Below are 24,438 nucleotides of genomic sequence, written 5' to 3' on the forward strand. Positions count from 1 at the left end.
TGTTACCGTCTCAGATCGTCCGCATTACGTCCCAATATAGCTTATGATAGCGGTTTATCATCGCCTGTTCCGCAAATTCCTGGAGCGCGACCCCGCGATTGGCCGCGCCGACCGAACGGCGCAGCGCCGGATCGGCAGCAAGGCGCGCCAGCCCCGCCGCGAGCCCCGCCTCGTCGGAAGGCGGCAGGATGAAGGGCCGGTTCTCGGGCGCGGCCATCGCCGCGATATCGCCGACGTCGGTCATCAGCCCCGGCAGCCCGCAGGCCATCGCCTCGACCAGCGAGATCGGGAACTGCTCGCTGTCCGACGACAGGGCGAAGATGTCGAAGCCCGCCATGCAGCGGACGGGATCGCGGACGAAGCCCGGCAGGATCACCCGATCCGCCACGCCCGCCTGCGCGGCCTCGGCGAGGATCGCGCCGCGATCGGGCCCTTCGCCCAGGATCACCAGCCGGGCGTCACCCGGCGCGCCCTTCGCGAAAATCCGCACCAGCCGGCGCAGATTCTTCACCGGGCGAAGCCCCGCCACGGTGCCGATCACCAGCCCGCCCCCCGGCGCAACGCCGGGAATCGGCAGGGGCGCGGCGATCTCGGCTTCATCAGGCAGGCGGATGCCGTTGGGGATGCGTTCGATCCGCACGGCCGGCTGCCGCCATATGCCGCGCGCGATCCGTTCGAGCCGCTGCGACGGCACGACCAGCTTTGCCGCGGCGGGCAGCATCAGCCGCCGATACCAGACCCTCGCCGGCTTCTGACGCTCCGCCTCGTCCTCGTTGAAGCCGTCCTCATGGTGGATCAGCGGCGGCAGGCGGCGGGACGGGGCGAACAGCCGTCGCGCGCCGACGACATCCATTGCCCCCCAATTATAGCTGAGCACCAGATCGAAGCCCGCCATATAAGCCGCGAGATCGGCATAGCGGTGCAATCCGGGTTTGCCGTGGAGCGGCGGCGCGTCCGCCGGAAAGGCGACCCGGATGGCGGGATCGATCGACTCGCGCGCCGCCAGCGCGCCGGACATGGCACTGAGCACGACATGCTCGGCCGCGTCCCCGAACGCGTTCATCAGCCGCACCGCACGCGCTTCCTTGCCGCCGAGCGTGAAGGTCGAATGGCAATGGAGGATCCGCGCGGGGCGGGCCATGCCCGTCAGCCCGCCTTGGCGATGCGCGCGAGCAGCCGGTCGATCGCCGCCTCGCTCTCGGGTTCGAACAGCGTCGGCGCATGGCCGGTCCGCGCGATCTCCACCCGCTCCATCAGCGGCAGTGCCGCCGCCATCCGGTCGGCAGTTGCGGCGGACAATATGTCGGAGCGGGCACCGCGCAGCAGCAGGCTGGGGATCGGCTTCATCGCATCGAGCAACGGCCACAGATCGGCGGGCGCCTCGTTGCCCGGAACCCGGAACGGCTCGGCTATCGCGCCGTCATAGTCCATCACGATACGGCCGGCGGCGGTGAGGCGGCACAGCCGCTTGGCCATGAGGAGCCAGTCGTCCAGGCCATAATCGGGATAGGCGCCGCGGTGCACGTCGGCGAGCGCGCGGGCGGCGTGAAGCCAGGTGGGGAAACTGCTGTTGCGGCCGACATAAGTGCGGATGCGCGCAAGACCATCGGCGTCGATCTCGGGCCCGATGTCGTTGAGCAGCACCCCCGCCACCTTGCCCGGCTGGGTCGCCGTGATCAGCATCGACAGCAATCCGCCGAGCGAGGTGCCGAACAGGATGAAGCGGTCGAGCGCCTGCTCGACGATCAGCCCGGTCAGGTCCTCCAGATAGGTCGCGGGCACATAGCTCATCGGATCCTTGGCGCGTTCGCTCTCGCCGCGTCCGCGCAGTTCGACGACGATGATCCGCCGCTTGCCGGCCAGCCGGTCGGCAAGCTCGCCGAAGTCGCGGGCGTTGCGGGTGAGGCCGGGAATGCAGATGATCGGCAGCTGCCTGCTGCGCGGCGAGGCCGGATAGTCGCGATAATGAAGACGCAGGCCATCCTTCGACCACCAATAACCGTCTTCCCAATCCGCCATGCTTGCACCTCCGGGGTCGTCACCCCCATATCGCCGCATGACCATCGCCCCGCAAGCCGCCGCCTATCATGCCGATCCCCGGATCGAGACATTGGAGGGCCGCCTGTCCGATCCGGTAAGCGCCGCGATCTTCCCGAAGACGATCCTGCGCTTCCGCAACCGGCGCTGGGACAAGGCGGTGGGCCTCGATACCTTGAGCGACGAACAGTGGATCGCCCATTTCGGGCGGTTCGAACCCCTGCCCCGCAACCTCCCCCAGCCGCTCGCGCTGCGCTATCACGGCCATCAGTTCCGCAATTACAATCCCGATATCGGCGATGGCCGGGGCTTCCTGTTCGCGCAACTGCGCGACGGCGCGGGCCGGCTGCTCGACCTGGGCACCAAGGGATCGGGACAGACCCCATATAGCCGATTCGGCGACGGCCGCCTGACGCTGAAAGGCGGAATGCGCGAGATATTGGCGACCGAGATGCTCGAGGCTCTGGGAGTCGAGACCTCGAAGACCTTTTCGATCATCGAGACCGGCGAGGCGCTCCAGCGCAACGACGAGCCCTCCCCCACCCGCGCGGCGGTGATGGTGCGTTTGAGCCATGGCCATATCCGCATCGGCAGCTTCCAACGGCTCGCGACGCTGGGTGAGGCCGATGTGATGCGCGACCTGATCGGCTACACGCTCACCCATCTCTATGACGAGACGCCCGGCAATACCCCGGCAGGCCAGCTGCTCGATCTGGTCTGCCGCCGCACCGCGCGGCTGGCAGCAAGCTATATGGCGGCCGGTTTCGTCCATGGGGTGCTCAACAGCGACAATATCAACGTCACCGGTGAGAGCTTCGACTATGGCCCGTGGCGCTGGCTGCCGACCTGGGACCCCAATTTCACCGCCGCCTATTTCGACAGCCAGGGCCTCTATGCCTTTGGCCGCCAGGCGCAGGCGATCCACTGGGACGTCGTCCAGCTCGCCAAGGCGCTGCGCACGGTGGCCGAAGCCGAGGAACTGGCCCCGGCGCTCGACGCCTGGCCCGCTCATTATGAGGGTGAGGTCATCCAGGCGCTGTGCACGCGGCTTGGCATCGTATCGCAGGGCGCAGAAACCGATCTCGCGCTGATCCAGGCAATGGACGAAGCGCTACAGCAGACCAAAGTGGGCGTCGATCGCTTCTTTTTCGACTGGCGCGGCGGCCAGCGGCGTGCAGCGTCCCCCGCCGATGCGATCTACGAGAGTGATGCTTTCAAGGGATTCGCAACGGCGGTCGCGCCCTATCGTAGCAATGCTTCGTTCGATCATGGCTATTGGAGCGACGCCAATCCCTGTTCGATGCTGATCGACGAGGTCGAGGCGATCTGGAGCGCGATCGACGAACGCGACGATTGGGAGCCCCTGAACATGAAGGTGGATGCGATCAGGCGGATGGGTGAAGCAATGCGCGGAGTGGCCATGCTTTAGATGAACATCTATTCATATTGGTGGCCCAGCGTTAACTCGGCGACATTTCAATTAATCGCAGATGAATAGAACAATATAGTTTCATTCATCCAGGCACGACAAAAAGACAATTAGCTTCGATTCATCCCGTGAAGTTGTCTTTTTGTCGGAGATGAGTGCAACTCACGCGTGTTTTTGTGGTTGATAGGGGCATGAGGTACGCAAACAACCAGCTCCGCCCCGGCCTGACCGCGATTGCCGCTGTCCTCGCCATGTCGTCCACCCCCCTCTTCGCGCAGACAGCCGATGTGGCCCCAGCCGCGCCGGTCACCGTCACGCCGCCTCCGGTCGAAACCCCGGCCCCAGCGGTAACTGCCGCGCCCGCCGCTACACCTGTTGCGGTCAGCAAGGCGCCCGCCCCGGTCTCGGTCGATCTCGGCCCAGATATGTCGGCCAATACTGAGCCCAGCGCTGTAGCTGCAGCGCCCGTGACGCGGACGACCGCGACTCCGCGCGCTGCAACTGCCGCTCCGCGCACTGCTGCGCCCGCCCCCCAGACCACAGCGCCGGAAGTTCCTGCGCCCGTCGCCGCTCCGCCCGTTGTCGCGACGACGGCTGCCCCAGCGCCTGCGGTCGCTGAGCCCGTAGTGGCTCCGGCGCCAACGCCCGCCGCTCAACCGGCGACCGACACCTCTAACGACGTCCTGCCTATCGCTGGCGCGGCCGGCGCGCTGCTGCTCCTGGCGGGGGGTGCATATGCCTTCTCGCGCCGCCGTCGCGACGATGAGGATGTGATTCATGCTCCTGCAGCCATGACGACTGTCGTAGAGCCCGAACCGATGCCGGTTGCGGCGCCAGCTACCGCGTTCGCCGCCGAACCCGTCGCCGTTACGCCATCCGCCTATGCCGCGCCGCCAATGTCGCCCCGTCGTCCGGAGGAGGTGTCGTCCGACGCGCCAGTTACAGCGATCCCCGCAGGCTTCGATCTGTCGCGCTATGGCCGCCATACCCAGGCTGCCTATCGCGGGCCTACCCCGGACAACCGCTCGCTGTCGCTGCGCCGCCGCCTGAAACGCGCGAACTTCTTCGACCAGCGTGAGCGCATGGCGGCCCAAGGCACGCAGCCGAGCCCGGCTTACACGCCCGCACCTACCGCTGCCTCCGCGCCCCAGCGTCACACCGAATATGTGACCACCAAGGCGCCGCAGCAGCCGCGGCCCAGCTTCCGGCCCGCCTATTCGAGCTGAGGCTTCGGCCTCGCCCGATAGGGCTGGCGGGCGCCGCCTTTCGCGACCTTCTCCCCTGGACGACGGGAGTGGGGCGGGCGAAAGGCGGCGCCCTTTTCCTATGCGGCTTCGCGGCTGCCTTCGAGGCGGAGGAGGAACTCCTTTGCTTTCAACCCGCCCGCAAAGCCGGTCAGCGCTCCGCTCGACCCGATCACGCGGTGACATGGCGCAACGATAGATATGGGATTACGCCCATTGGCGGCCCCTACCGCCCGCACCGCCGCTGGTCGGCCGACCTCCCGTGCGATAGCGGCATAGTTGCGGGTTTCGCCAAAGGGGATGGCGAGCAATGCCCGCCACACGCTCTTTTGAAAATCGGTGCCCTGAAAATCTAGCGGAATATCGAAGCGGGTCCGCGTGCGCGCGAAATATTCCGCAAGCTGCCGCGCGGTTTCGACCAGGATGGGATGGTGATCATCTGCGGCGAGCGGACCCAGCCGCACCCGGCGAGGATCGTCGTCAGGCCACAAGATCGCGACCAGCCCCGCATCGTTCGCGACGAGCTTGAGCGGACCGACCGGGGAGTGCAGCATGGTGAAAGCCAGAGTCATCGTTCGAGACCTTTTTCGATGCGGCTGAGCCGCCAACGAATCGGGTCTAAACGATAGGCCGGAAAGTGGCTTCCCGTCCCTTGCGTTGAAATCGGTCGCTATCGACGATCAGTCGGTCAGGTCTTCCCACATACCCTTGAGCCGCGTGAAGAAGCCGCTCGATTGCGGGCTCTCGTCGCCAGTCTCGGTCGAGCGGAATTCCTCCAGCAATTCCTTCTGCCGCGACGTCAATTTGGTGGGGGTCTCGACATCGATCTGGATCACAAGATCACCATGGCCCCGCCCGTTGAGCACGGGCATGCCCGCGCCGCGCTGGCGAATCTGCTTGCCTGACTGGATACCAGCCGGGATGCGTATCTCGTGGCGGGTCTTGTCGAGCCCGGGTACGTCGATCGTGCCGCCGAGCGCCGCCGTGGTGAAGCTGATCGGCGCGCGCGCGAACAGCGTAGTGCCGTCGCGTTCGAACAGTTCGTGGCGGGACAGGTGAAGGAAGATGTAGAGGTCGCCGGGCGGGCCGCCCCGCGCACCGGCCTCGCCCTCGCCGGTGAGGCGGATGCGGGTGCCCTCGTCGACGCCCGCCGGGATGCCGACATCGAGCGTCTTGGTCTTTTCGATGCGGCCTTCGCCGCGGCAATCGCTGCAGGGGTCGGAGATAACTTCGCCCGCGCCGTGGCAGGCCGGACAAGTGCGCTCGACCACGAAGAAGCCCTGCTGCGCGCGCACCTTGCCATGGCCGCCGCAGGTCTTGCAGCTGCTGGTGCCGGTGCCGGGCTTCGCGCCCGATCCGTCGCATGTCTCGCACGGCGCCGCGACGTCGACGGTGATCGAAGCCTGCTTGCCGACATAGGCCTCTTCGAGGCTGATCTCGAGATCATAACGCAGGTCCGCGCCGCGCCGCACGCTGGACCGGCCGCCGCCGCCACGGCCGCCGCCCATGAATTCACCGAAGATATTCTCGAAGATGTCGGAGAAGCCTTCGAAGCCGCCGCCCTGGCCGCCACCGCCGCCAAAGCCGCCATTTTCAAATGCGGCCTTTCCGAAACGGTCATAGGCGGCGCGCTTCTGCGGATCCTTCAGGCAATCATAGGCCTGGCTGATCGCCTTGAACTTGGCTTCCGCCTCGTGATCGCCGGGGTTGCGATCGGGGTGGAACTGCATCGCAAGCCGCCGGTAGGACGACTTGATGACCTTGTCGTCGGCGGTGCGATCGACTTCCAGCAGTTCGTAATAATCGATGTCCGTGCTCATCGTGCCCCCGGCCCGCTATCCGGCCCCATCGTCATCAACAACTTACCCGTCACCCCGGGCTTGCCCCGGGGTCCCGCTTTCTCCCGCATGGAAGAGCAGCGGGACCCCGGGTCAAGCCCGGGGTGACAAAAAACAGCTAATGCGAAGCCGGAGCCTGCCCTCCCACCCGGGAAGGCGGGCTCCGAATTCTTCATCGTCTTACTTCTTGTCGTCGACTTCCGAGAACTCGGCGTCGACCACATTGTCGTCCTTCGGCGCTTCGTCGGCCGAGGGCGAGGCAGCAGCGGCCTGCTCCTGCTCGTAGATCGCCTGGCCGAGCTTCATCGCGACCTGGGCGAGCGCCTGGGCCTTCTCGGTCATCGCAGCGGCATCACCGCCCTCGACGGCCGTCTTGGCTTCGGCGATCGCGGCCTCGATCTCGCCCTTGAGGCTCGCATCGACCTTGTCGCCATGCTCCTGGAGCTGGCGTTCGGTCGAGTGGATCAGGCTTTCGGCGTTGTTCTTCGCCTCGGCCGCCTCGCGACGCTTCTTGTCCTCGTCGGCGAACTGCTCGGCATCCTTGACCATCTGATCGATGTCGGCGTCGGACAGACCGCCAGACGCCTGGATCTTGATCTGCTGTTCCTTGCCGGTGCCCTTGTCCTTGGCGTGGACGTTGACGATGCCGTTGGCGTCGATGTCGAAGGTGACCTCGATCTGCGGCACGCCGCGCGGCGCCGGGGGAATGCCGATCAGGTCGAACTGACCGAGCAGCTTGTTGTCCGCCGCCATTTCACGCTCGCCCTGGAAGACGCGGATGGTGACGGCGTTCTGATTGTCGTCGGCCGTCGAATAGGTCTGCGACTTCTTGGTCGGGATCGTCGTGTTGCGGTCGATCATCCGGGTGAACACGCCACCCAGCGTCTCGATGCCCAGCGACAACGGGGTCACGTCGAGCAGCAGAACGTCCTTCACGTCGCCCTGCAGCACGCCGGCCTGGATCGCCGCGCCCATCGCCACGACTTCATCAGGGTTGACGCCGGTGTGCGGCTCCTTGCCGAAAAAGCTCTTCACGACCTCGCGGACGCGCGGCATGCGGGTCATGCCGCCCACCAGGACCACCTCGTCCACATCGCCTGCCTTCATGCCGGCATCGGCCAGCGCCTTCTTGACCGGCTCGATCGAGCGCTGAATCAGCGGCTCGACGAGACGCTCCAGATCGGCGCGGCTGATCGACTTGACGAGGTGCTTCGGCCCGGTCGCGTCGGCGGTGATGAAGGGCAGGTTGACCTCGGTGGTCTGCGCCGAAGACAGCTCTATCTTCGCCTTCTCGGCGGCCTCCTTGAGCCGCTGCAGCGCAAGCCGGTCCTTGGTCAGGTCGATGCCTTCGGCCTTCTGGAAATCCGCCGCCAGGAACTCGACGAGCTTGGCGTCGAAATCCTCACCGCCCAGGAAAGTGTCGCCGTTGGTCGACTTAACCTCGAACACGCCGTCGCCGATCTCGAGGATCGAGATGTCGAAGGTGCCGCCGCCGAGGTCGTAGACCGCGATCGTCTTGCCGTCATTCTTCTCGAGGCCATAGGACAGCGCCGCGGCCGTCGGCTCGTTGATGATGCGCAGCACTTCGAGGCCGGCGATCTTGCCGGCGTCCTTGGTCGCCTGGCGCTGAGCGTCGTTGAAATAGGCCGGAACGGTGATCACCGCCTGAGTTACGGTCTCGCCCAGATAGCTCTCGGCGGTTTCCTTCATCTTCTGCAGCGTGAAGGCCGAAATCTGCGATGGCGAATAGTCCTCGCCGCCAGCCTTCACCCAAGCGTCGCCGTTCGGGCCCTTCACGATGTGATAGGGAACCAGTTCGGTGTCCTTCTTGGTGATCGGATCGTCGAACCGGCGGCCGATCAGACGCTTCACCGCGAAGATCGTATTGTCCGGGTTCGTGACCGCCTGGCGCTTTGCCGGCTGGCCGATGAGCCGCTCGCCATCCTTGGCGAACGCGACGATAGACGGCGTGGTGCGCGCGCCTTCCGCATTTTCGATTACCTTGGGCTTGCCGCCTTCCATGACAGCGACGCAGCTGTTGGTGGTGCCCAGATCGATACCAATAACCTTAGCCATTCCAGTCCTTTCAAACCCCCAAAGGCCGATCCCGTCGACACCCCCAGATAACGAGGCGAGCATCACGCGGATCGCATTGAACGGGGGCGATATAGGTGGGGATTCGATTGCTGCAAGTCGCAAGCCGGACTAATTGAGCCTCAGTCTTGCAAGGAGTCCCGAATGCGTCGTCTGCTCGCCGTCAGCTTTGCCCTTCTGGCGCTCGCCGCCTGTCACCGCCAGGGTGGTGAGAAGCCCGTCGTGGCGGATGCCTGGGTGCGCCTTCCCGCCGTGGCGGGGCGGCCCGCCGCGGGTTATTTCGTGCTCAAGGGCGGGCAGACGGACGATCGCCTGCTGAGCATCGACAGCGCGGTGGTGAACAAGATAGAGATGCATGAGGAAGCCATGGATGGGGGCGTGATGACGATGCGGCAAATGGCCGATGTGCCTTTGCCCAAGGGAGCGGACGTCGCGTTCGCCCCCGGCGGCAAGCATGCGATGCTGTTCGGAGTCGATGCGCGGATCACGCCGGGCACCGCGATCCCGCTGCTGTTCACGTTCAAGAGCGGCGCCAAGGTCGAAGTCGAGGCCAAGACCGAGGCCGCTGGCGGCGACATGGAGGGCATGCACCACTGATGGCCAGCACGCCGCCGATATCCTCCCCGGTGTTCCTGGTCGCAGCGTCGCGATCGGGCGCGGAGAATTTCCGGCAGCTGCTCGTCCAGCACCCCGCCATCGCGATCGCGCCCAATTTCGATTTCCTGATCGAGGCGATCAGCCCCGAAGGCCGCTTCATGAAGCGCGAGGCCTTCCTGCGCTCGGTGGATTTCAACTTCCGCTTCAAGCGGCTCGGCCTGACGGTGCCGCCGGGCGTCGGCTTCACCGGCATCGCCCAGGCGCTGCTCGCCCAGGCCACGTCTTCCAAGCCCGGCGCCGCCGTGGCGGGCGCGGTGCTCCAGCATGATTTCGACCGGATATTGTGGCTGTGGCCCGACGCCCGCTTCATCCACCTCGTCCGTGACGGACGTGACGTGGCGCAGGCGAATGTGGCGGCGCGCCGGGCGGGCAATCTGTGGCACGGCATCGCCGACTGGGTGGAGGCCGAGGTGCTGTGGGACCGGATGTCGCACAAGCTACCCGCCGACCGTCAGCTGAGCCTGCGCTACGAAGTGCTGGCCAGCGACACCGAATATGAGCTGCGGCGGGTGTGCGACTATCTGGGACTGCCCTTCGATCCGGCGATGCTGGGGCCCGCCCAGGCGCTTCAGCGCGAACCGATGGGACGCTGGCGCAAGGCCGACGCCGCCGAGCTATCGGCCGCCGAACATCGCGCCGCGCGCTGGCTGCTGCAGAACGGCTATTTCCTCAGCGCGACGGTGCGCCCGCCCGCGATCCTGCGGCGGATGGCGCTCAACCTGCAGAACAAGCTCGCCCTGGCCAACCATCGCCGCGAGTTGCTGGGAACGGGTCCTTGGCTGAAGAGCGCCTATACGGCGCGCTTCGGACGCAAGAAGGCCAAGGCGCGCCTCAAACGCGAGCATGCCGAAATGATGGCGCGCACCGAGGAGTGAGAAGGGTTAGGGGTGGATCACACCAATATGGCGTACCACCAACATTCTAGGACGGACTAACCCACCCCAACCCAGTTTCAGGTAAACAGTCTCCCAGACTGTTTAAGCCATGCCGGGGGCATGGCTGACCTGAAGCTCTTGGCAGGGAGGGGCTTATCTTGCTTACGCGTCCGGCGCCTTCGCCACGCCGACCAGCGCAGGACGCAACAGCCGGTCCTTGATCATATAGCCGGTCTGCATCTCCTGAATCACCGTGCCGGGTTCGGCTTCGGCATGAGGCAGCTCGACCATCGCCTGATGCTTGTTCGGATCGAGCTTCGCACCGATTGCCTCGATCTTGGTGATGCCATTGCGCTGGAACACATTGTCGAGTTCCTTGCCGGTCATCTCCAGGCCGGTCAGCAGCGACTTGATCCGGTCATCGTCACGCAGGTCGGCGGGGATCGCGTGCAGCGCGCGCGACAGATTGTCGGCGACCGAGAGAATGTCGCGCGCGAAGCCGGTCGCGGCATAGGCCGAGGCGTCCGCCTTCTCCTTTTCGAGGCGGCGGCGAACATTCTGGGTCTCCGCCTGTGCATAGAGCACCTCGTTGCGCAGCTTCTCCAGCTCGCCCTCGAGCTTCGCGAAGGGGCTATCGCCCTCGCCCTCCTCTTCCGCTGCCACGGGGGTCTCCAGCTCGTTCTCGCCGATCTTCTCTTCGCTCATACCTGCTTCCGGTTCATCTTTCGGGCTGCGCCCGTACATCGTTTCGCGCGCTGATATAGTCAAACGAAGCCGATCGACCAGTGGTTGCGCGCAATTTGACGTTCACGATCGCAAGAAACGCGCATGACGGTCGCGAAAACACGCGCTATCGGCACCGCATGTCGATCCTCGACACCCACCGCGAGGCCCTGAGCCTGATCGCGCGCCGGTCGCGCAGCCGCAAGCTGATCGCGCGCAGCGGGCATGATTTCGCGTCGAACGATTATCTCGGCCTCGCCAATGCCCCCGAACTGCGCGACGCCGTCACCGCCGCGCTCGACCGCGGGGTCGCGATCGGCGCGGGCGGGTCGCGGTTGCTGCGCGGCAACGATCCGGAGCATGAAGCGCTGGAGGCCGAGGCCGCCGCCTATTTCGGCACCGAGGCGGCGCTGTTCTTCTCGACCGGTTTCGCCGCCAACAGCGCGATCTTCTCGACCTTGCCGGCGGGCCGCGACCTGATCGTCCATGACGAACTGATCCACGCCAGCGCGCATGAGGGGATGCGGCTCGGCCGCGCCGCCACCGTAGCCGCCGCGCATGGTGACGTGCAGGCCTTCGCCGACGCGATTCGCGACTGGCGCGCGGCGGGCAACAAGGGCCGCGTCTGGATCGCCGTCGAAAGCCTCTACAGCATGGACGGCGACACTGCCCCGCTGACCGAACTCACCGCGCTGGCCGATCGTGAGGAGGCGTTTCTGATCATCGACGAGGCGCACGCGACGGGCGTGTTCGGCCCCGATGGCCGGGGCCTCGCTCATGCGCTCGAAGGCCGCGAGAACGTCGTCACGCTGCGCACCTGCGGCAAGGCGCTGGGCTGTGAGGGGGCGCTGGTCTGCTGCCCGCGCGTGCTCGCCGACGTGCTGGTCAACAAGGCGCGCGGCTTCATCTTCTCTACCGCCCCCTCTCCGCTCGCGGCTGCCGCGGTGCGGGCCAGCCTGGGGCTGCTGCGCGCCCAGCCCGAACGGCGCGAGCGTCTGGCCCGGCTGATCGCCTTCGCCGGTGCCCGCCTCGGCGCAACGGACACGCAGATCATCCCAGTCATCATCGGCGAGGACGCCCGGACGATGGAGATCGCCGGCGCGCTCCAGCACAGCGGCTTCGATGTACGGGGCATCCGCCCGCCCACCGTCCCCGCAGGCACGTCGCGGCTGCGGATATCGCTGACGCTCAACGTCGACGAAGCGACGGTATCGCAACTGGCCGACAGGATGGACGAGCTTATTCGATGACCCACGCAATCGTCGTCACCGCCACCGATACCGATGTCGGCAAGACCGTCTTCTCGGCTGGCCTGACCCGCGCAATCGATGGCTGCTACTGGAAACCGGTCCAGGCCGGGCTGGCCGACGGCACCGATAGCGACACCGTGCGGCGGCTCTCCGGACTGCCGCCCGAGCGCATCCTGCCCGAAGCCTATAAGCTCAACACGCCCGCCTCGCCGCACCATGCCGCCGCGATCGACAATGTCGTGATCGATCCCGCGCTGCTCGTCCCGCCGCCCTGCGACCGCCGCCTCGTCATCGAGGGCGCGGGCGGCTTGTTGGTGCCGCTCGCGGGCGGATTGCTCTTCGCCGACATCTTCGCGCAGTGGCGCTATGAGACGATCCTCGTCGCGCGCACCGCGCTGGGCACGATCAACCACAGCCTGCTGACGATCGAGGCACTGCGCGCGCGCGACATCCCGATTCTCGGTATCGCTTTCGTCGGCGAGGCCAATGAGGAGAGCGAGCGCACCATCGCCGGGATCGGCCGGGTCAAGCGGCTGGGCCGCCTGCCCCGGATCGATCCGCTCGATGCCGCCGGGTTGGCCCGCGCGTTCGACGATGCCTTCGACATGAAGGATTTCACGCCATGACGTCGCCGGTGTGGCATCCCTTCACCCAGCACGGGCTGAACGAGGACATACCCCGTGTCGTCCGAGCCGAGGGAGCGGCGCTCTACACCGATGACGGGCGGCGCTTCGTCGACGCGATTTCCTCCTGGTGGGTGACGACGCATGGCCATTGCCATCCCCGGATCATGGCCGCGATCCGCGAGCAGACGAACCATCTCGACCAGTTGATCTTCGCCGGCTGGACGCACGCACCCGCCGAGGCGCTGGCGCGGGACCTCTTCGAGATCACCCCCGCGCCGCTCCAGCATGTCTTCTTCTCGGACAGCGGATCGACCAGTGTCGAGGTCGCGCTGAAGATGGCGCTCGGCTATTGGCTCAACCGCGGCGAGCCCCGCCATCGCATCGCGGTGATGGAACATAGCTATCATGGCGACACGATCGGGGCGATGTCGGTCGGCGAGCGGGGCGTCTACAACCGCGCCTATCAGCCGCTGCTGTTCGATGTCGACACCATTCCCTTCCCGGCGGCCGACGGGGAGGCGGCAATCGCCGCGCTCGAACGGCTATGCGCCCAGGATCCGCCCGCGGCGCTGATCGTCGAGCCGCTGATCCTCGGCGCGGGCGGCATGCTGATCTACCCGCCGCACGTTCTGAAGGCGCTGCGCGACATCTGCGCGCGCGAAGGGGTGCTGTTCATCGCCGACGAGGTGATGACCGGCTGGGGCCGGACCGGCACGCTGTTCGCCTGCGAACAAGCCGGGATCGCGCCCGACATCATGTGCCTGTCCAAAGGGCTGACCGGGGGCGCGGTGCCGCTGGCGGTGACGCTGGCGACCCGCGATATCTTCGACGCACATCGCTCCGAAGATCGCGGCAAGATGTTCTTTCATTCGTCTAGCTACACCGCCAATCCGATCGCCTGCGCCGCCGCCAATGCGAACCTCGCCATCTGGCGCGAGGAGCCGGTGCGCAAACGCATCCTCGACCTGACCTATCGCCAGACGAAGCGGCTGAACGCGCTCGATCATTCGGCGATCGTCAACAAGCGCCAGCTGGGCACGATCACCGCGATGGAGTTCGTCGATCCCTATGGCGACTATCTGTCGGCGATGGCGCCCGCCCTCGGGCGTTTCTTCCGCGGTCGCGGACTGTTGCTCCGGCCGATGGGCAACACCGTCTATGTGATGCCGCCCTATTGTATCGACGACGCCGATCTCGACGCGATCTATGACGCGATCCTGGCGGCGGCGCGGGAGGTGGCCATATGAAGAAGCAGATCGTCGCGCTGATCCTGCTGTTCGTCCTGCTGCTGCCGATGTTCGCGGGCATCGCCCGGATCAAGCGCTTGCCGCGCAAGCCTGACGAGAAGGATAAGCCGAAAGTCTGAGACGCCGCCGCGAGAGCCGGCAACCTTTCGTTAACCATGATCAGCGACAATTAAGGGGTGTTAACAGGATATCCCTCATGAGCCTGACCGGTTTCGGCGGCCGTATCGAACGCGACGTCAATGACGTGCGCGGCGCGATCAGCCGCGCCGCCCAGCGCGTCGGGGTCGATTTCTCCTATCTGTTCAATCAGGCCAAGTCCGAGAGCGGGCTCAATCCCAACGCCAAGGCGCAGTCGAGCTCGGCCGGCGGCCTGTTCCAGTTCATCGACCAGAGCTGGCTCGGCGCGGTCAAGATGTACGGGGCCAAGCATGGCCTCGGCTGGGCCGCCGACGCGATCAGCCGCCGCAGCGACGGCAGCTGGAAGGTCGATGGATCGGTCCGCGAACAGGTGATGGCGCTCAAGAACCATCCCGAGGCGTCGTCGCTGATGGCCGCCGAATTCGCCAGCGACAACGCCCAGGGCCTGCAATCGGCGCTGGGCCGCCAGCCGCGCCCCGCCGATCTCTATTTCGCGCATTTCCTGGGGCTGGAAGGCGCGACCCGATTCCTGAAGGCCGCCGATGCGCGGCCCGACATGAACGCCGCCGCGCTGTTCCCGCGCGAGGCGCGCGCCAACCGCACGATCTTCTACGACAATGGCGGCAACGCCCGCTCGCTGAGCCAGGTCTACGCGCTGATGGCGAAGAAGATCGACGATGACGGCTCGTCCGCTGCGCCGGTCCGCGCCGCCGATCCGCTGTCGTCCGATCGCATGCGCCTGGCCTATGCCCGCGAAGTCTTCGAAGGCGACGGCAAGGGATCGCCCGACACCAGCGACATGCTGGCGATGATGGGCAGCGCCCAGCGGTTCAACCTGCTGAAGCCCAATCCGAATACGGCGATGCTCGCCTATATGATGCTCGCCTCGGGCGGCGACGGTACGATCAGCGACACCAATCTGGACGCTTGACGCTTTCCCTCCCATTCGGGGGGGACCTTTCAACCTCAGTGCTTCTTCGCCGCCAGCTGCGCCATTGCCGCAGCAGGCATTGCGGTCGGATCGTTGGCGCCTGCGCCGGCCATCAGGTCGACCGGCTGGCGGGGGGCGTCGCCGCCCGCGCCCGAACCCACACCCAGGTCCGAAGACCAGGCGAGCGTGATCGACATGCGGCGGTTGCGCGGATCATAGGGATCCCCGGGCACATAGGGCTCGCGATCGGCGACGCCCTCGATCCGGGCGAAGCGGCTGTTGGGCACGCCGAAGTCGGACAGCGCGCGGCGGGTCGCCTCGGCACGGGCAGCCGACAGCGTCCAGTTGTTGACCGTCCGGCCCTTCGAATAGGGCATGGCGTCGGTATGGCCGCGGACAATCACTGCATTGTCGGCGAGATCGGTGACCTCGGCAACCTGCCGCATCAGCTCGCGCGCCTTGTCCGACAGCTGGTCGGTACCCGACTTGAACATCGCGAAGTCGGCCTGGTCGACGAGGTCGATGCGCAGCCCCTCGCGGGTCTCCATGAAGCGGACGTTCTTCGCCATGCCTGCCATGCCCGGCGTCGACGCCATCTTCTTTTCGAGGATCGCCTTGAGTTTCTGGAACGCCACGCGCTCCTTCGCGCGCAGCGCCGCGCCGCCTTCCTTGTCACCGCCCGACGCATCCTTGGGGATGGTGATCGACTTGGAGCCGGTCTGTGCAGCGCGGTGCGGATAGCTATCCTTGTCGATGATCGACTCGCCACCGAACAGGCCGTTCGAGCCCGCGCTCTTTTCCTTGAGCTGGACCATCGTCGGCGTGAAATAGTCGGCGATGCCCTTGCGCTGCTTCTCGGTGGTGGCGCCGAGGATCCACATCAGCAGGAAGAACGCCATCATCGCGGTCACGAAGTCGGCATAGGCGACCTTCCAGGCGCCGCCATGATGGCCGCCATGACCATCCGCGATAATCTTCTTGATGATTATCGGTCTGGGTTCGGGCTCATTCTTGCCGCGCTTGGAAGGCGATTGCGCCATGACTGTCTGTCTTCCTGTCCAGGCTTGGGCTTAGCGGCCGCGCATGCCGTCGAACACGTCGGCGAAGGCCGGCTGGTTGGCATGGGTGATGCCCGAGCGCGCGGCCTCGATCACCAGCGGCAGCGGGTGGCCGTGGAGCGACGCGATGATGATCTGCTTGACGACGCCGTAGATGGCGGCGTCGGCCTCGATCACCTGGCGGCAGCGGCCGGCGAAGGGCGCGACGATGCCATAAGCGAGCAGAATGCCGAGGAAGGTACCGACCAGCGCCGAACCGATCATCGCGCCGAGGATCGCCGGCGGCTTGTCGATCGAGCCCATCGTCTTCACCACGCCGAGAACGGCGGCGACGATGCCCAGTGCGGGGAGCGCGTCGGCCAGGCCCTGCATCATGTCGGCGGGCTTGATCTCGTCATGGTGGTGGGTCTTCAGCGCATTATCCATCACGTCCTCGACCGCCATGGGATCGAGCGTGCCCGACGAGATGACGATCAGGCGCAGCGTGTCGGTGATCATGTGGATCAGCGTGCTGTCCTTGAGGAGCTTGGGATATTCGGCGAACAGGGTCGACGCCTTGGGATCTTCGATATGCGGTTCGAGCGCGACGGGCCCCTCGGTGCGCAGCTTCTTCATCAGGCTGGAGACGAGGAAGATGACGTCGAGATAGTCCTTCTTGTTATATTTCGGCCCCTTGAACACCTTGGCGAAGCCGCCGCCAAAGGCCTTCAGCTCCTTCATCGAATTGCCCGCGACAAGCGCGCCGACGGCGGCGCCGCCGATGATCAGCATTTCGTGCGGGATCGCGTGAAGCACAGGTTCGAGATCGCCGCCGGTGATGGCGAAGCCGCCGAACACCATGGCGAGAAGAATGACGAGGCCGATGCCTGCAAACATGAACGCACACTCCCACGCGAATATCGATATCGGGACATCTGCGCGGGTTTCGCGCCTTCCCCCTCAACGTTAACGGCGGGATAAGCACAGGCTTTATCCAACCGTCGTGAGAATCTTTTAACTCAGAAGATCAAACAAAGTGTTTCGATTGACCTTGGCGAACGCCATCTGGGCGGCCTGCAGACTCAACGTCTTTGCATTGAGGCTCATCACCGTCGACGCGACGTCGGTGTCCTCGAGCGTGCTCCGCTCTTCCGACAGCTGAATCGACGCGCTTTCCAGTGATTCGGCCGCGCTATCGAGCTGCGCGGCGCGCAGGCCCTGGGCCGCGTGCTGGGTGGTGACGTGGCTGACCGCCTTGTCGATGTCGCTGAGCGCCGTGTCCGCCGCCGTCCGGCGCGCGGCAACGTCGTCGGTCGAGATCGCGTCGACCGCCGATCCAATCACCCAATCGAGCGACGCCGTCCCATGGGCATAGGCGATGCCGTCGAAGACCGTCGAACGCTGCGCGGTGGCGGGTAGGCGCTGGGTCGCCGATGTCGAGACCAGCAAAGGTGCGTCGGTCGGGAACAGCGACTGGCCGGTCGGCGTCGTCGACGTGGAAATATTGGTCAACGCGGTTCGCAGCGAGTTGAGTTCCTGCACCATCGCGGCGCGATCGCTGCTGGAAACCGATTCCGACGCACCGGCCAGGGTCAGTTCCTTGACCCGGTTGAAGATGTCCGAAACGTTCGACAAAGCGGTGTCGACCTGACCCGCGATCGACTTCGCGGTCTGGACGTTTCGGGCCCAGACGGCCTGATCGGCCTGCGCGGCGCGAATGACCGAGACCCGCGCCGCGGCGATCGGGTCGTCCGAAGCGACCTGAATGCGCTTGCCGGTCGAGATGTCCGACTCGGCACGCGCGATGGCGGTGCTGAGCTTCGCCTGCCGGTTGATTTCCGCCATTGCGCGGTATCGGGTAGCCGTGATCACCGCTCAAATCCTTCAGCTGAACAGATTGAAGATTTCCTGGAGCGTCTCGCGCGCGATCTGAATGATCCGCGCCGAACCGTTATAGGCTTGCTGGAACCGCAGCAGCTGCGCCGCTTCGACGTCGAGATCGACGCCGGTGACCTCGTCGAGCTGCAGAAAGGCGCCGTCCTTCTGGCTCGCCGTCGCGCTCTGCTCGGCCTTCGCCGCTGCCACGGTCTGCGCATGGTTCGAGACGAGGAGCGACCAGGCCGCTTCCGGCCCCGCCGAGTTGCGATAGTTCTTCAGCGCCAGTGCGTTGCCATTGGCCACGCCGCCGGTCGACGCCGCCGCGATCTTGGACAGATCGGTGGTGGAGACGGCCAGCGTCGCCGCCGTCGTTCCGCTGACGAGCGCCGCGCCCGCATTGCCATCGCGATCGATGCCGGCCTGGTTCCAGCTGTTGATGACGTTGGCGAAGTTCGCCGCGATGGCATCGAGCGACTGCCGGCGCGCCGCGATCGAGTTCGACACGTCGGCCAGGCCCGCCAGCGCGCCCGACTGCGGCGACATGGTGACCGCGGCGCCATAGCCCGATGCCATCAGCGACAGACGCCCGTCGCTGGCCTGGATCATACCGACATAGCTGGGGGTCGTCTTTGCGGCGTCGACGAGATGGACCGAGGCGTCGCCCTGCAGCGTGACATCGGCGCGGCCATCGTCCTGCAGCTTCACGTCGATGCCGATCGCGCCCGAGATATTCTTCAGCAGCGCATCGCGCTGGTCCATCAGCAGAGCCTTGCCGGCGGACCCGTCCTCGGCGCGCCGGATGGCCGAATTGATCTGCGCCAAAGTCTGCAAATCGCCGTTGAGCTTGTCGATCGTGTTCTGCGCCGCGGTGGCGACGCCCTCTGCCGCGCTCTGCAGCTTGCTGGCCGTGGCGTTGAACTGATAGGCCGCGTCGGTCAGCGTGGTCAGCACCTGCTGCCGGTTGGTGTCGCTCGACACGTCGGCGCTCAGCGCCTCCGCCGAGGTGAAGACGCTGCCCATCTTGACGCCGAGGCCGACGTCCGAATCGTCGAGCGCGGCCTCCGCCGTGGCAAGCCATGTCGCCTTGACGTCGGCCCGTGCCGCTTCCGAATTGGCGAAACGCGCATAGGAGGAGCGATAATTGTCGAACACGCGCTGGACGCCGCCGACTTCCACGCCGCCGAACACCGCCGACGAGCGGTAGATATAATTGTTGGACGTCGAGACCGCGGATTCGCCGAGCGATACCGTGCGACGCGTATAGCCCTCCGTCTCCGCGTTGGAGACGTTCTCACCGACCGTCGACAGCGCCGCGCGATAAGCGATGACGCCCGACCGTCCGATGTTGAGCAGGTCGCTCATCAGCTCGTCCCGCCGGCCTTCGGTGCCTCAGCGGTGCCAGCCTGGGCGGCACCCGCAGGCGCAGCGGCCGCAGGGGCGGACTTCGAGACGCGCGCCTCGAACTGCTTGACGAGCAGGTCGGCGATGCCGATCGCGCCCTTGTCGGCCAGCTGATCGGCAAGCTTCGAATCCTGCATCTCGCGGAACTGGTCGGTCGCGTCGCTGCCGAACAGATCATCGTCGGCCAGCTTGGAATCGCGCATCGACTTCATGATCTGACGCGTGAAGATCGCTTCGAACTGCTTCGCCGCGGCCTTGAGCTGGTCGAGCTCGCTCGCCTTCTTGTCGGAAAGCGCGCCGCTCTTGATGGAAACGCCATCGATCATAGCACCACGAGCTCCGCCTTCATCGCCCCGGCCTGCTTGAGCGCCTCGAGGATGGCGACGAGGTCGGCCGGCGACGCACCGATGGCGTTGACCGCCTTGACGATCTCGGCGAGCGATGCGCCCGGCTGAAACTCGAACATCGGGCGGGCTTCCTGGTCGACCTTGATCGCGCTCGACTGCTGCACAGCGGTCTCGCCCTTCGAGAAGGCGTTGGGCTGGATCACCTGCGGCTTCTCGTCGACCTGGACGGTCATCTTGCCATGGGTGACTGCAACCGGTGCGATGCGGACCGCGCCATTGATGACGACGGTGCCGGTGCGGGCGTTGACCACGACGCGCGCGGGGGCGTCGGCGGTGTCGACCTCGAGATTCTCGATCCGGCTCATCAGCGTGGTGCGGACCTCCGCGCCCGGCGCGGCCTCGACGGTGATCGTCGTTGCGTCGATCGAGCGCGCGATCGGGCCCAGGCGGGTGTTAATCGCGGCGGCGACGCGCTGCGAGGTGGTGAGATCGGCTTCGGACAGGTCGAAGCGGAGCTGCGGCGTGGTCGCGAATCCGGAGTCGACGCTGCGCTCGACGGTCGCCCCGCCAGGAATGCGTCCGGCGGTGGGCACATTGATGGTGAGCTTCGAGCCGTCGGCGGCGTCGATGCCGAGACCGCCGACCGCGAGATTGCCCTGCGCCATCGCATAGATCTGACCATCGGCGCCGAGCAGCGGCGCCATGATCAGCGTGCCGCCGCGCAGCGACTTGGCCTTGCCCAGCGCCGAAATGGTGACGTCGAGGCGCTGGCCGGGCTTGGCGAAGGCGGGCAGTTCGGCAGTCAGCATCACCGCCGCCGCATTTTTCAGCGCGGGATTGACCCCGGCGGGAAGCTGCAGGCCGAAGCGCGAGGCGACGCCCTTCATGCCCAGCGTCGAATAATCGAGGCTGTCGTCGCCGGTGCCGGCGAGGCCCACGACGATACCATAGCCGGTCAGCTGGTTCGCGCGCAGACCCTGGAAGGTCCCGATGTCCTTGATCCGCTCGGCATGGCTCACGCCGGAGACGACGAAGCCCGAGAAGCAGAACAGGAAAGTGATCAACGCGCGATACATGAACGGCACTTCCTCGAAAAACTTAAATCAGAATGGGCTCAACATGCTGAAAAAACGGTTAAGCCACCCCTGACGGGAGCCCCGCGCGATCTCGCCCTTGCCCGAATAGGTGATGCGGGCGTCGGCGACGCGGGTGGAAGCGACGCGGTTGTCCGGGCCGATATCGGCAGCACGGATGATCCCGGTGATCGCGATATTCTCGTCGCCGCGGTTCAGCGTCAGCAGCTTTTCGCCGCGCACCAGCATCGTCCCGTTGGGATAGATGCGCGCGATCGTGACGCTGATCTCACCGTTGAGCTGGTTCGACTGCGCCGCGGCGCCCTTGCCCTGGAACTTGCCGCCGCCGCTCGCCCCGATGTCGGTCGGATTGAAGAAGGAGGCGGGGCCGGTGGTCGGCGGCGTCAGGCCGATCTCGCCCGAGCGGTCGGTCGACGCGCTGTTCGACTTGGCGGCTTGGGTGCGCTCGACCAGCGAGATGGTGACGATATCCCCCACCATCGCGGCGCGCGCGCCGTTGGTCAGCGCCGAATAGCCATTGGCCGCCTGGAAGATCGCGCCATTGGCGACCGGCGCGACCGGCTCGGCCGCATAGGTCGGCGCATATTCGACGGCGCGCTCACGCTGCCTGGCATCGACGGGCTGGGTCGCCGCGCCGAGCAGGAAAAGCCCGACGATGACGCCGTTGAGCGCGGTGGCCATGACGTCGAGATTAGATGTTCTGGTTGACATATTGCAGCATCTGGTCGGTCGAGGAGATCATCTTGCTGTTCACTTCGTAGGCGCGCTGCGTCTCGATCATGTCGACCAGTTCCTCGACGATATTGACGTTCGAGCCTTCGAGCGACGCCTGGCGGATATTGCCGCGGCCATCGACGCCGGCGGCGCCGACCTGCGGCTGGCCGGAGGCGGACGTCTCGGTGAGCAGGTTGTTGCCGCCCGCCTGAAGACCCGCCGGATTGATGAAACGGGCGAGTTCGATCTTGCCGACTTCGCTCGCCTCGGTCTGGCCCGCGAGGGTGACGCTGACGGTGCCGTCAGCGCCGATCGTGATGTTCTGCGCGCCCTCGGGTATCTGGATCTGCGGCTGGAGCTGGAAGCCGTCGCTGTTCACGAGCGTGCCGTCCTGCGACAGATTGAAATTGCCGTCGCGGGTATAGCCGGTGCGGCCATCGGGCATCTGGATCTGAAAATAGCCGGGGCCCTCGATCGCCATGTCGAGCGCGTTGCCGGTCGACTGGAGGCTGCCCTGGGTGTCGATCTTGGCGGTGCCGTTGATCTGCACGCCGGTGCCGAGATTGGTGCCGGTGGCATATTTGGTCGACTCCGACGAAGCCGCGCCGGGCGCGGTCATCGCCTGATAGGCGAGCGTTTCGAAACTCGCGCGATCACGCTTGAAGCCGGTGGTGTTGACGTTCGCCAGGTTGTTGGCGATCACCTGCATGCGCATATTTTGCGCATCGAGGCCCGTGCGGGCGACGTGCAATGCTGCGTTGCTCATCGAAAGCTACTCCGTTCTAATTCGGTCAGTCGAGGCTCATCAGGCTGGTCGACGCCTTGTCGATGTCCTGGGCCGCGCTCATCATCTTCACCTGCATGTCCCAGTCCCGGCTCGCCTCGATCATGTCGATCAGCGTGGCCGAGGCGTTGACGTTCGATCCCTCGATCGCGCCCTGGCGGACGGTCGCTTCGGGATCGCCTGCCAGCGTGCCGCCGTTGCGGGCGCGGAACAGGCCATCGAGACCCTTGGCGATATCGGTACCGTTCGTGGCGACGAGCTTGAGCCGGTCGACCTGCTGGATCTGAGTCGGGTCCCCGCCCTGCGGCACGATCGAGATCGTGCCGTCGGCGGCGATGGTCAGCTTGTCATAGGCGGGCAGCGTGATCGGCCCGCTGTCGCCGAGCACGGGCATGCCGTCGCCGGTGGTCAGCAGGCCGCTGTCGCTGACCTGCAGGTCGCCGCGGCGGGTATAGGCCTCGTCGCCTTCGCGGCTCTGCACGGCGAGGAGATTGTCCTTGCCTTGCAGCGCCACGTCGAGGTCGCGGCCGGTTTCGTTGATCGTGCCTTCGGACATGTCGGCCGAAACGACCTCGCCCGAGTTGGTGGCGCGGCTCTCGAAACCATCGCCTTTAAGCCAGAGCGCGGTGCTCGAGCTCATTTCGGAGCGGAAACCGGCCGTGTTGATGTTGGCGAGGTTATTGGCGGTCGTCGTCTGACGCGCCATCGCCGCCCGCATCGCCGACAATGAGCTATAGATCAGCTTGTCCATGGCCGGTTTCCCTCAGCGTCCGTTGCTTACGAGCGCAGGTTGACGATGGTGGTGGTCATCGTGTTCGCCGCCTCGATCGCCTTGGCGTTCGCCGAGAAGTTGCGCTGCGCCTGGATCAGCGCGACGAGCTCCTCGGTGATGTCGACATTGGCCTGCTCGAGCGCGCCCGACTGGATCGTGCCGGCGCCGTTGCTGGCCGCCTCGCTGATCATCGGCTCTCCCGAATTGCCGGTCGCGCTCCACTTGCTGTCGCCCAGCTGGCGCAGACCCTCGGGATTCGAAAAGTTCGCGACCACGATCTTGCCGAGCGCCTGGGTGTCACCGTTCGAGAAGGTCGCGGTGATCAGGCCGTCGGTGCCGATCGAGATGTTGTCGAGCTGACCGGCGGCAAAGCCGTCCTGATCGAAGCTGGTCATCGTGAACGGAACCGCGCCCATCTTGGTCGCGCCGCCATAGGTCAGCTCGAAGGACAGCGGCGCCGAAGCCCCGCTCGGCGTGATCGCGTCGGTCGTGATCGTGCCGGTCGGCGCGGTCATGACGCCAGCCGAGTCGAAGGTCAGGGTCAGCGGCGCGGGCTGCGTCGTCGCGGACGCATCATAGCTGAGCTCCTGATCGCCGATGAAGGTATGCGCTGTCCAGTTCGTGTCGGTGGTCGAGCCCGACGGAATATTCTCGCGGATGTAATAGGTCGTCATCGGGTAGGCAGTGCCGGCGGTGTCGTACACCGTCGTCGTCGTCGACTGGTTGTAGCTGTTCGGATCGTTGCGATCGAAGGCATAGGGGCTGCTCGCACTGTAGGCCGAGCGCGCCGAGGGAACATCGGCAGCCGAAGGGAAGGTGACGGCGAGGTCGATCTCCTCGGTTGCCTTCGAAGTGCCAGAAGTCAGCGGCAGCTGGACAGGACGGATGGCGGTGATGCCGCTGCTGGTCACGGTACCGGTCGAATCGGTCGGCAGCACTTGCAGATAGGCGCCCGAGCTGTCGGTCAGGTAGCGCGACTTGTCGACACTGAACGAGCCGTTGCGGGTATAAGCGATCTGAGCGTTGGACCCCGATGCGCGGGTGACGAAAAAGCCCTGACCCGAGATGGCGAGGTCGAGCGAACGCTCCGAGCTGGCCAGGCCGCCCTGCGTGAACTGCTGATTGATGGCGCGCAGGCGGGTGCCCTGCCCCGCGATGCCGGCGCTCTGCGTCGGCGATGAGGAGACGAGATCGGCGAACTCGGTATTGCTGCGCTTGAAGGCAGTGGTGCCGACATTGGCGACGTTGTTCGAGATGACACCGAGGTCGGTCTGCGCGGCCTTCAGGCCCGAAAGCGAGGTGTAGAAGGACATTTCGTTAGG

The 24,438-nt window shown here is 65.8% G+C and carries 25 protein-coding genes; 9 read left to right on the plus strand and 16 right to left on the minus strand.

Going from position 1 to position 24,438, the window contains the following annotated elements; all coding sequences use genetic code 11:
• Positions 1-10: 10 nt before the first annotated feature.
• Both ASE00_RS08110 and ASE00_RS08115 read right to left on the minus strand, forming a co-directional pair.
• A complete protein-coding gene (locus ASE00_RS08110) occupies positions 11-1,141 on the minus strand; it encodes a glycosyltransferase (protein WP_056378868.1) in 1,131 nt (376 codons plus the stop codon).
• Positions 1,142-1,146: 5 nt separating this feature from the next.
• Complete coding sequence (locus ASE00_RS08115; protein WP_056378871.1) at positions 1,147-2,019, minus strand: alpha/beta fold hydrolase; 873 nt, start codon at positions 2,017-2,019, stop codon at positions 1,147-1,149.
• Positions 2,020-2,056: 37 nt separating this feature from the next.
• Between ASE00_RS08115 and ASE00_RS08120 the strand changes: the two genes are divergently transcribed.
• Entirely contained in the window at positions 2,057-3,466 is a 1,410-nt protein-coding gene (locus ASE00_RS08120; RefSeq protein ID WP_056378873.1) for a protein adenylyltransferase SelO family protein, read from the plus strand.
• Positions 3,467-3,657: 191 nt separating this feature from the next.
• Entirely contained in the window at positions 3,658-4,692 is a 1,035-nt protein-coding gene (locus ASE00_RS23375) for an LPXTG cell wall anchor domain-containing protein (RefSeq protein WP_156405322.1), read from the plus strand.
• A gap of 98 nt (positions 4,693-4,790) precedes the next feature.
• Here ASE00_RS23375 and ASE00_RS08130 read toward each other — a convergent pair whose 3' ends face one another.
• The 3 genes from ASE00_RS08130 to dnaK form a co-directional block, all read right to left on the minus strand.
• A complete protein-coding gene (locus ASE00_RS08130) occupies positions 4,791-5,282 on the minus strand; it encodes a methylated-DNA--[protein]-cysteine S-methyltransferase (RefSeq protein WP_056378877.1) in 492 nt (163 codons plus the stop codon).
• 108 nt (positions 5,283-5,390) lie between these two features.
• A complete protein-coding gene (dnaJ, locus tag ASE00_RS08135; protein WP_056378879.1) occupies positions 5,391-6,530 on the minus strand; it encodes a molecular chaperone DnaJ in 1,140 nt (379 codons plus the stop codon).
• Between the two features lie 198 nt (positions 6,531-6,728).
• On the minus strand, positions 6,729-8,624 hold the full coding sequence (dnaK, locus tag ASE00_RS08140) for a molecular chaperone DnaK (RefSeq protein WP_056378881.1): 1,896 nt from the start codon (positions 8,622-8,624) through the stop codon (positions 6,729-6,731).
• A 162-nt stretch (positions 8,625-8,786) separates the two neighbouring features.
• On the opposite strand from dnaK, the gene ASE00_RS08145 reads away from it, so the two are divergent.
• Together ASE00_RS08145 and ASE00_RS08150 are read left to right on the plus strand one after the other, a co-directional pair.
• Positions 8,787-9,239, plus strand: coding sequence for a copper chaperone PCu(A)C (locus tag ASE00_RS08145; RefSeq protein WP_056378883.1), 453 nt, complete (start codon positions 8,787-8,789; stop codon positions 9,237-9,239).
• Positions 9,239-10,174, plus strand: a complete 936-nt coding sequence (locus ASE00_RS08150; RefSeq protein WP_056378885.1) for a sulfotransferase family protein — start codon at positions 9,239-9,241, stop codon at positions 10,172-10,174. Before ASE00_RS08145 ends, ASE00_RS08150 begins: the two co-directional genes overlap by 1 nt.
• A gap of 162 nt (positions 10,175-10,336) precedes the next feature.
• On the opposite strand, the gene grpE is transcribed toward ASE00_RS08150, so the two are convergent.
• On the minus strand, positions 10,337-10,879 hold the full coding sequence (gene grpE / locus ASE00_RS08155) for a nucleotide exchange factor GrpE (RefSeq protein WP_056378886.1): 543 nt from the start codon (positions 10,877-10,879) through the stop codon (positions 10,337-10,339).
• A 158-nt stretch (positions 10,880-11,037) separates the two neighbouring features.
• On the opposite strand from grpE, the gene ASE00_RS08160 reads away from it, so the two are divergent.
• The 5 genes from ASE00_RS08160 (at position 11,038) to ASE00_RS08175 (ending at position 15,089) form a co-directional block, all read left to right on the plus strand.
• Complete coding sequence (locus ASE00_RS08160; protein WP_056379455.1) at positions 11,038-12,147, plus strand: 8-amino-7-oxononanoate synthase; 1,110 nt, start codon at positions 11,038-11,040, stop codon at positions 12,145-12,147.
• Positions 12,144-12,773: a dethiobiotin synthase gene (gene bioD / locus ASE00_RS08165; protein ID WP_056378889.1), complete on the plus strand. Its 630-nt coding sequence runs from the start codon at positions 12,144-12,146 to the stop codon at positions 12,771-12,773. The genes ASE00_RS08160 and bioD overlap by 4 nt, the downstream gene beginning before the upstream one ends.
• Positions 12,770-14,020 carry an adenosylmethionine--8-amino-7-oxononanoate transaminase gene (locus ASE00_RS08170; RefSeq protein ID WP_056378891.1) on the plus strand — a complete coding sequence of 417 codons (1,251 nt, stop codon included), beginning with the start codon at positions 12,770-12,772 and terminating at the stop codon, positions 14,018-14,020. The genes bioD and ASE00_RS08170 overlap by 4 nt, the downstream gene beginning before the upstream one ends.
• Positions 14,017-14,139, plus strand: a complete 123-nt coding sequence (locus tag ASE00_RS24230) for a hypothetical protein (protein ID WP_268801345.1) — start codon at positions 14,017-14,019, stop codon at positions 14,137-14,139. Before ASE00_RS08170 ends, ASE00_RS24230 begins: the two co-directional genes overlap by 4 nt.
• A 77-nt stretch (positions 14,140-14,216) precedes the next feature.
• A complete protein-coding gene (locus tag ASE00_RS08175; RefSeq protein WP_056378893.1) occupies positions 14,217-15,089 on the plus strand; it encodes a hypothetical protein in 873 nt (290 codons plus the stop codon).
• A 35-nt stretch (positions 15,090-15,124) separates the two neighbouring features.
• Here ASE00_RS08175 and ASE00_RS08180 read toward each other — a convergent pair whose 3' ends face one another.
• The 10 genes from ASE00_RS08180 to ASE00_RS08225 form a co-directional block, all read right to left on the minus strand.
• The gene (locus tag ASE00_RS08180; RefSeq protein ID WP_056378895.1) at positions 15,125-16,129 is read right to left on the minus strand and encodes a flagellar motor protein MotB; all 1,005 of its coding nucleotides are present in this window, start codon (positions 16,127-16,129) and stop codon (positions 15,125-15,127) included.
• 30 nt (positions 16,130-16,159) lie between these two features.
• Positions 16,160-17,023, minus strand: a complete 864-nt coding sequence (motA, locus tag ASE00_RS08185) for a flagellar motor stator protein MotA (RefSeq protein WP_056378897.1) — start codon at positions 17,021-17,023, stop codon at positions 16,160-16,162.
• Positions 17,024-17,140: 117 nt separating this feature from the next.
• Positions 17,141-17,998 carry a flagellin gene (locus tag ASE00_RS08190; RefSeq protein WP_056378899.1) on the minus strand — a complete coding sequence of 286 codons (858 nt, stop codon included), beginning with the start codon at positions 17,996-17,998 and terminating at the stop codon, positions 17,141-17,143.
• Between the two features lie 12 nt (positions 17,999-18,010).
• Positions 18,011-19,366, minus strand: a complete 1,356-nt coding sequence (gene flgK, locus ASE00_RS08195; protein WP_056378900.1) for a flagellar hook-associated protein FlgK — start codon at positions 19,364-19,366, stop codon at positions 18,011-18,013.
• Positions 19,366-19,731, minus strand: a complete 366-nt coding sequence (locus tag ASE00_RS08200) for a rod-binding protein (protein WP_056378902.1) — start codon at positions 19,729-19,731, stop codon at positions 19,366-19,368. The genes flgK and ASE00_RS08200 overlap by 1 nt, the downstream gene beginning before the upstream one ends.
• A complete protein-coding gene (locus ASE00_RS08205; RefSeq protein ID WP_056378904.1) occupies positions 19,728-20,828 on the minus strand; it encodes a flagellar basal body P-ring protein FlgI in 1,101 nt (366 codons plus the stop codon). The genes ASE00_RS08200 and ASE00_RS08205 overlap by 4 nt, the downstream gene beginning before the upstream one ends.
• A gap of 27 nt (positions 20,829-20,855) precedes the next feature.
• Positions 20,856-21,557 carry a flagellar basal body L-ring protein FlgH gene (locus ASE00_RS08210; RefSeq protein ID WP_056378906.1) on the minus strand — a complete coding sequence of 234 codons (702 nt, stop codon included), beginning with the start codon at positions 21,555-21,557 and terminating at the stop codon, positions 20,856-20,858.
• A complete protein-coding gene (gene flgG / locus ASE00_RS08215; protein ID WP_056378907.1) occupies positions 21,538-22,326 on the minus strand; it encodes a flagellar basal-body rod protein FlgG in 789 nt (262 codons plus the stop codon). The genes ASE00_RS08210 and flgG overlap by 20 nt, the downstream gene beginning before the upstream one ends.
• A 25-nt stretch (positions 22,327-22,351) precedes the next feature.
• Positions 22,352-23,095 carry a flagellar basal-body rod protein FlgF gene (flgF, locus tag ASE00_RS08220; RefSeq protein WP_056378908.1) on the minus strand — a complete coding sequence of 248 codons (744 nt, stop codon included), beginning with the start codon at positions 23,093-23,095 and terminating at the stop codon, positions 22,352-22,354.
• Positions 23,096-23,121: 26 nt separating this feature from the next.
• Complete coding sequence (locus tag ASE00_RS08225; RefSeq protein WP_056378910.1) at positions 23,122-24,429, minus strand: flagellar hook protein FlgE; 1,308 nt, start codon at positions 24,427-24,429, stop codon at positions 23,122-23,124.
• Positions 24,430-24,438: the final 9 nt, after the last annotated feature.

It is taken from the genome of Sphingomonas sp. Root710 (assembly GCF_001429065.1).
Taxonomy (GTDB): domain Bacteria; phylum Pseudomonadota; class Alphaproteobacteria; order Sphingomonadales; family Sphingomonadaceae; genus Rhizorhabdus.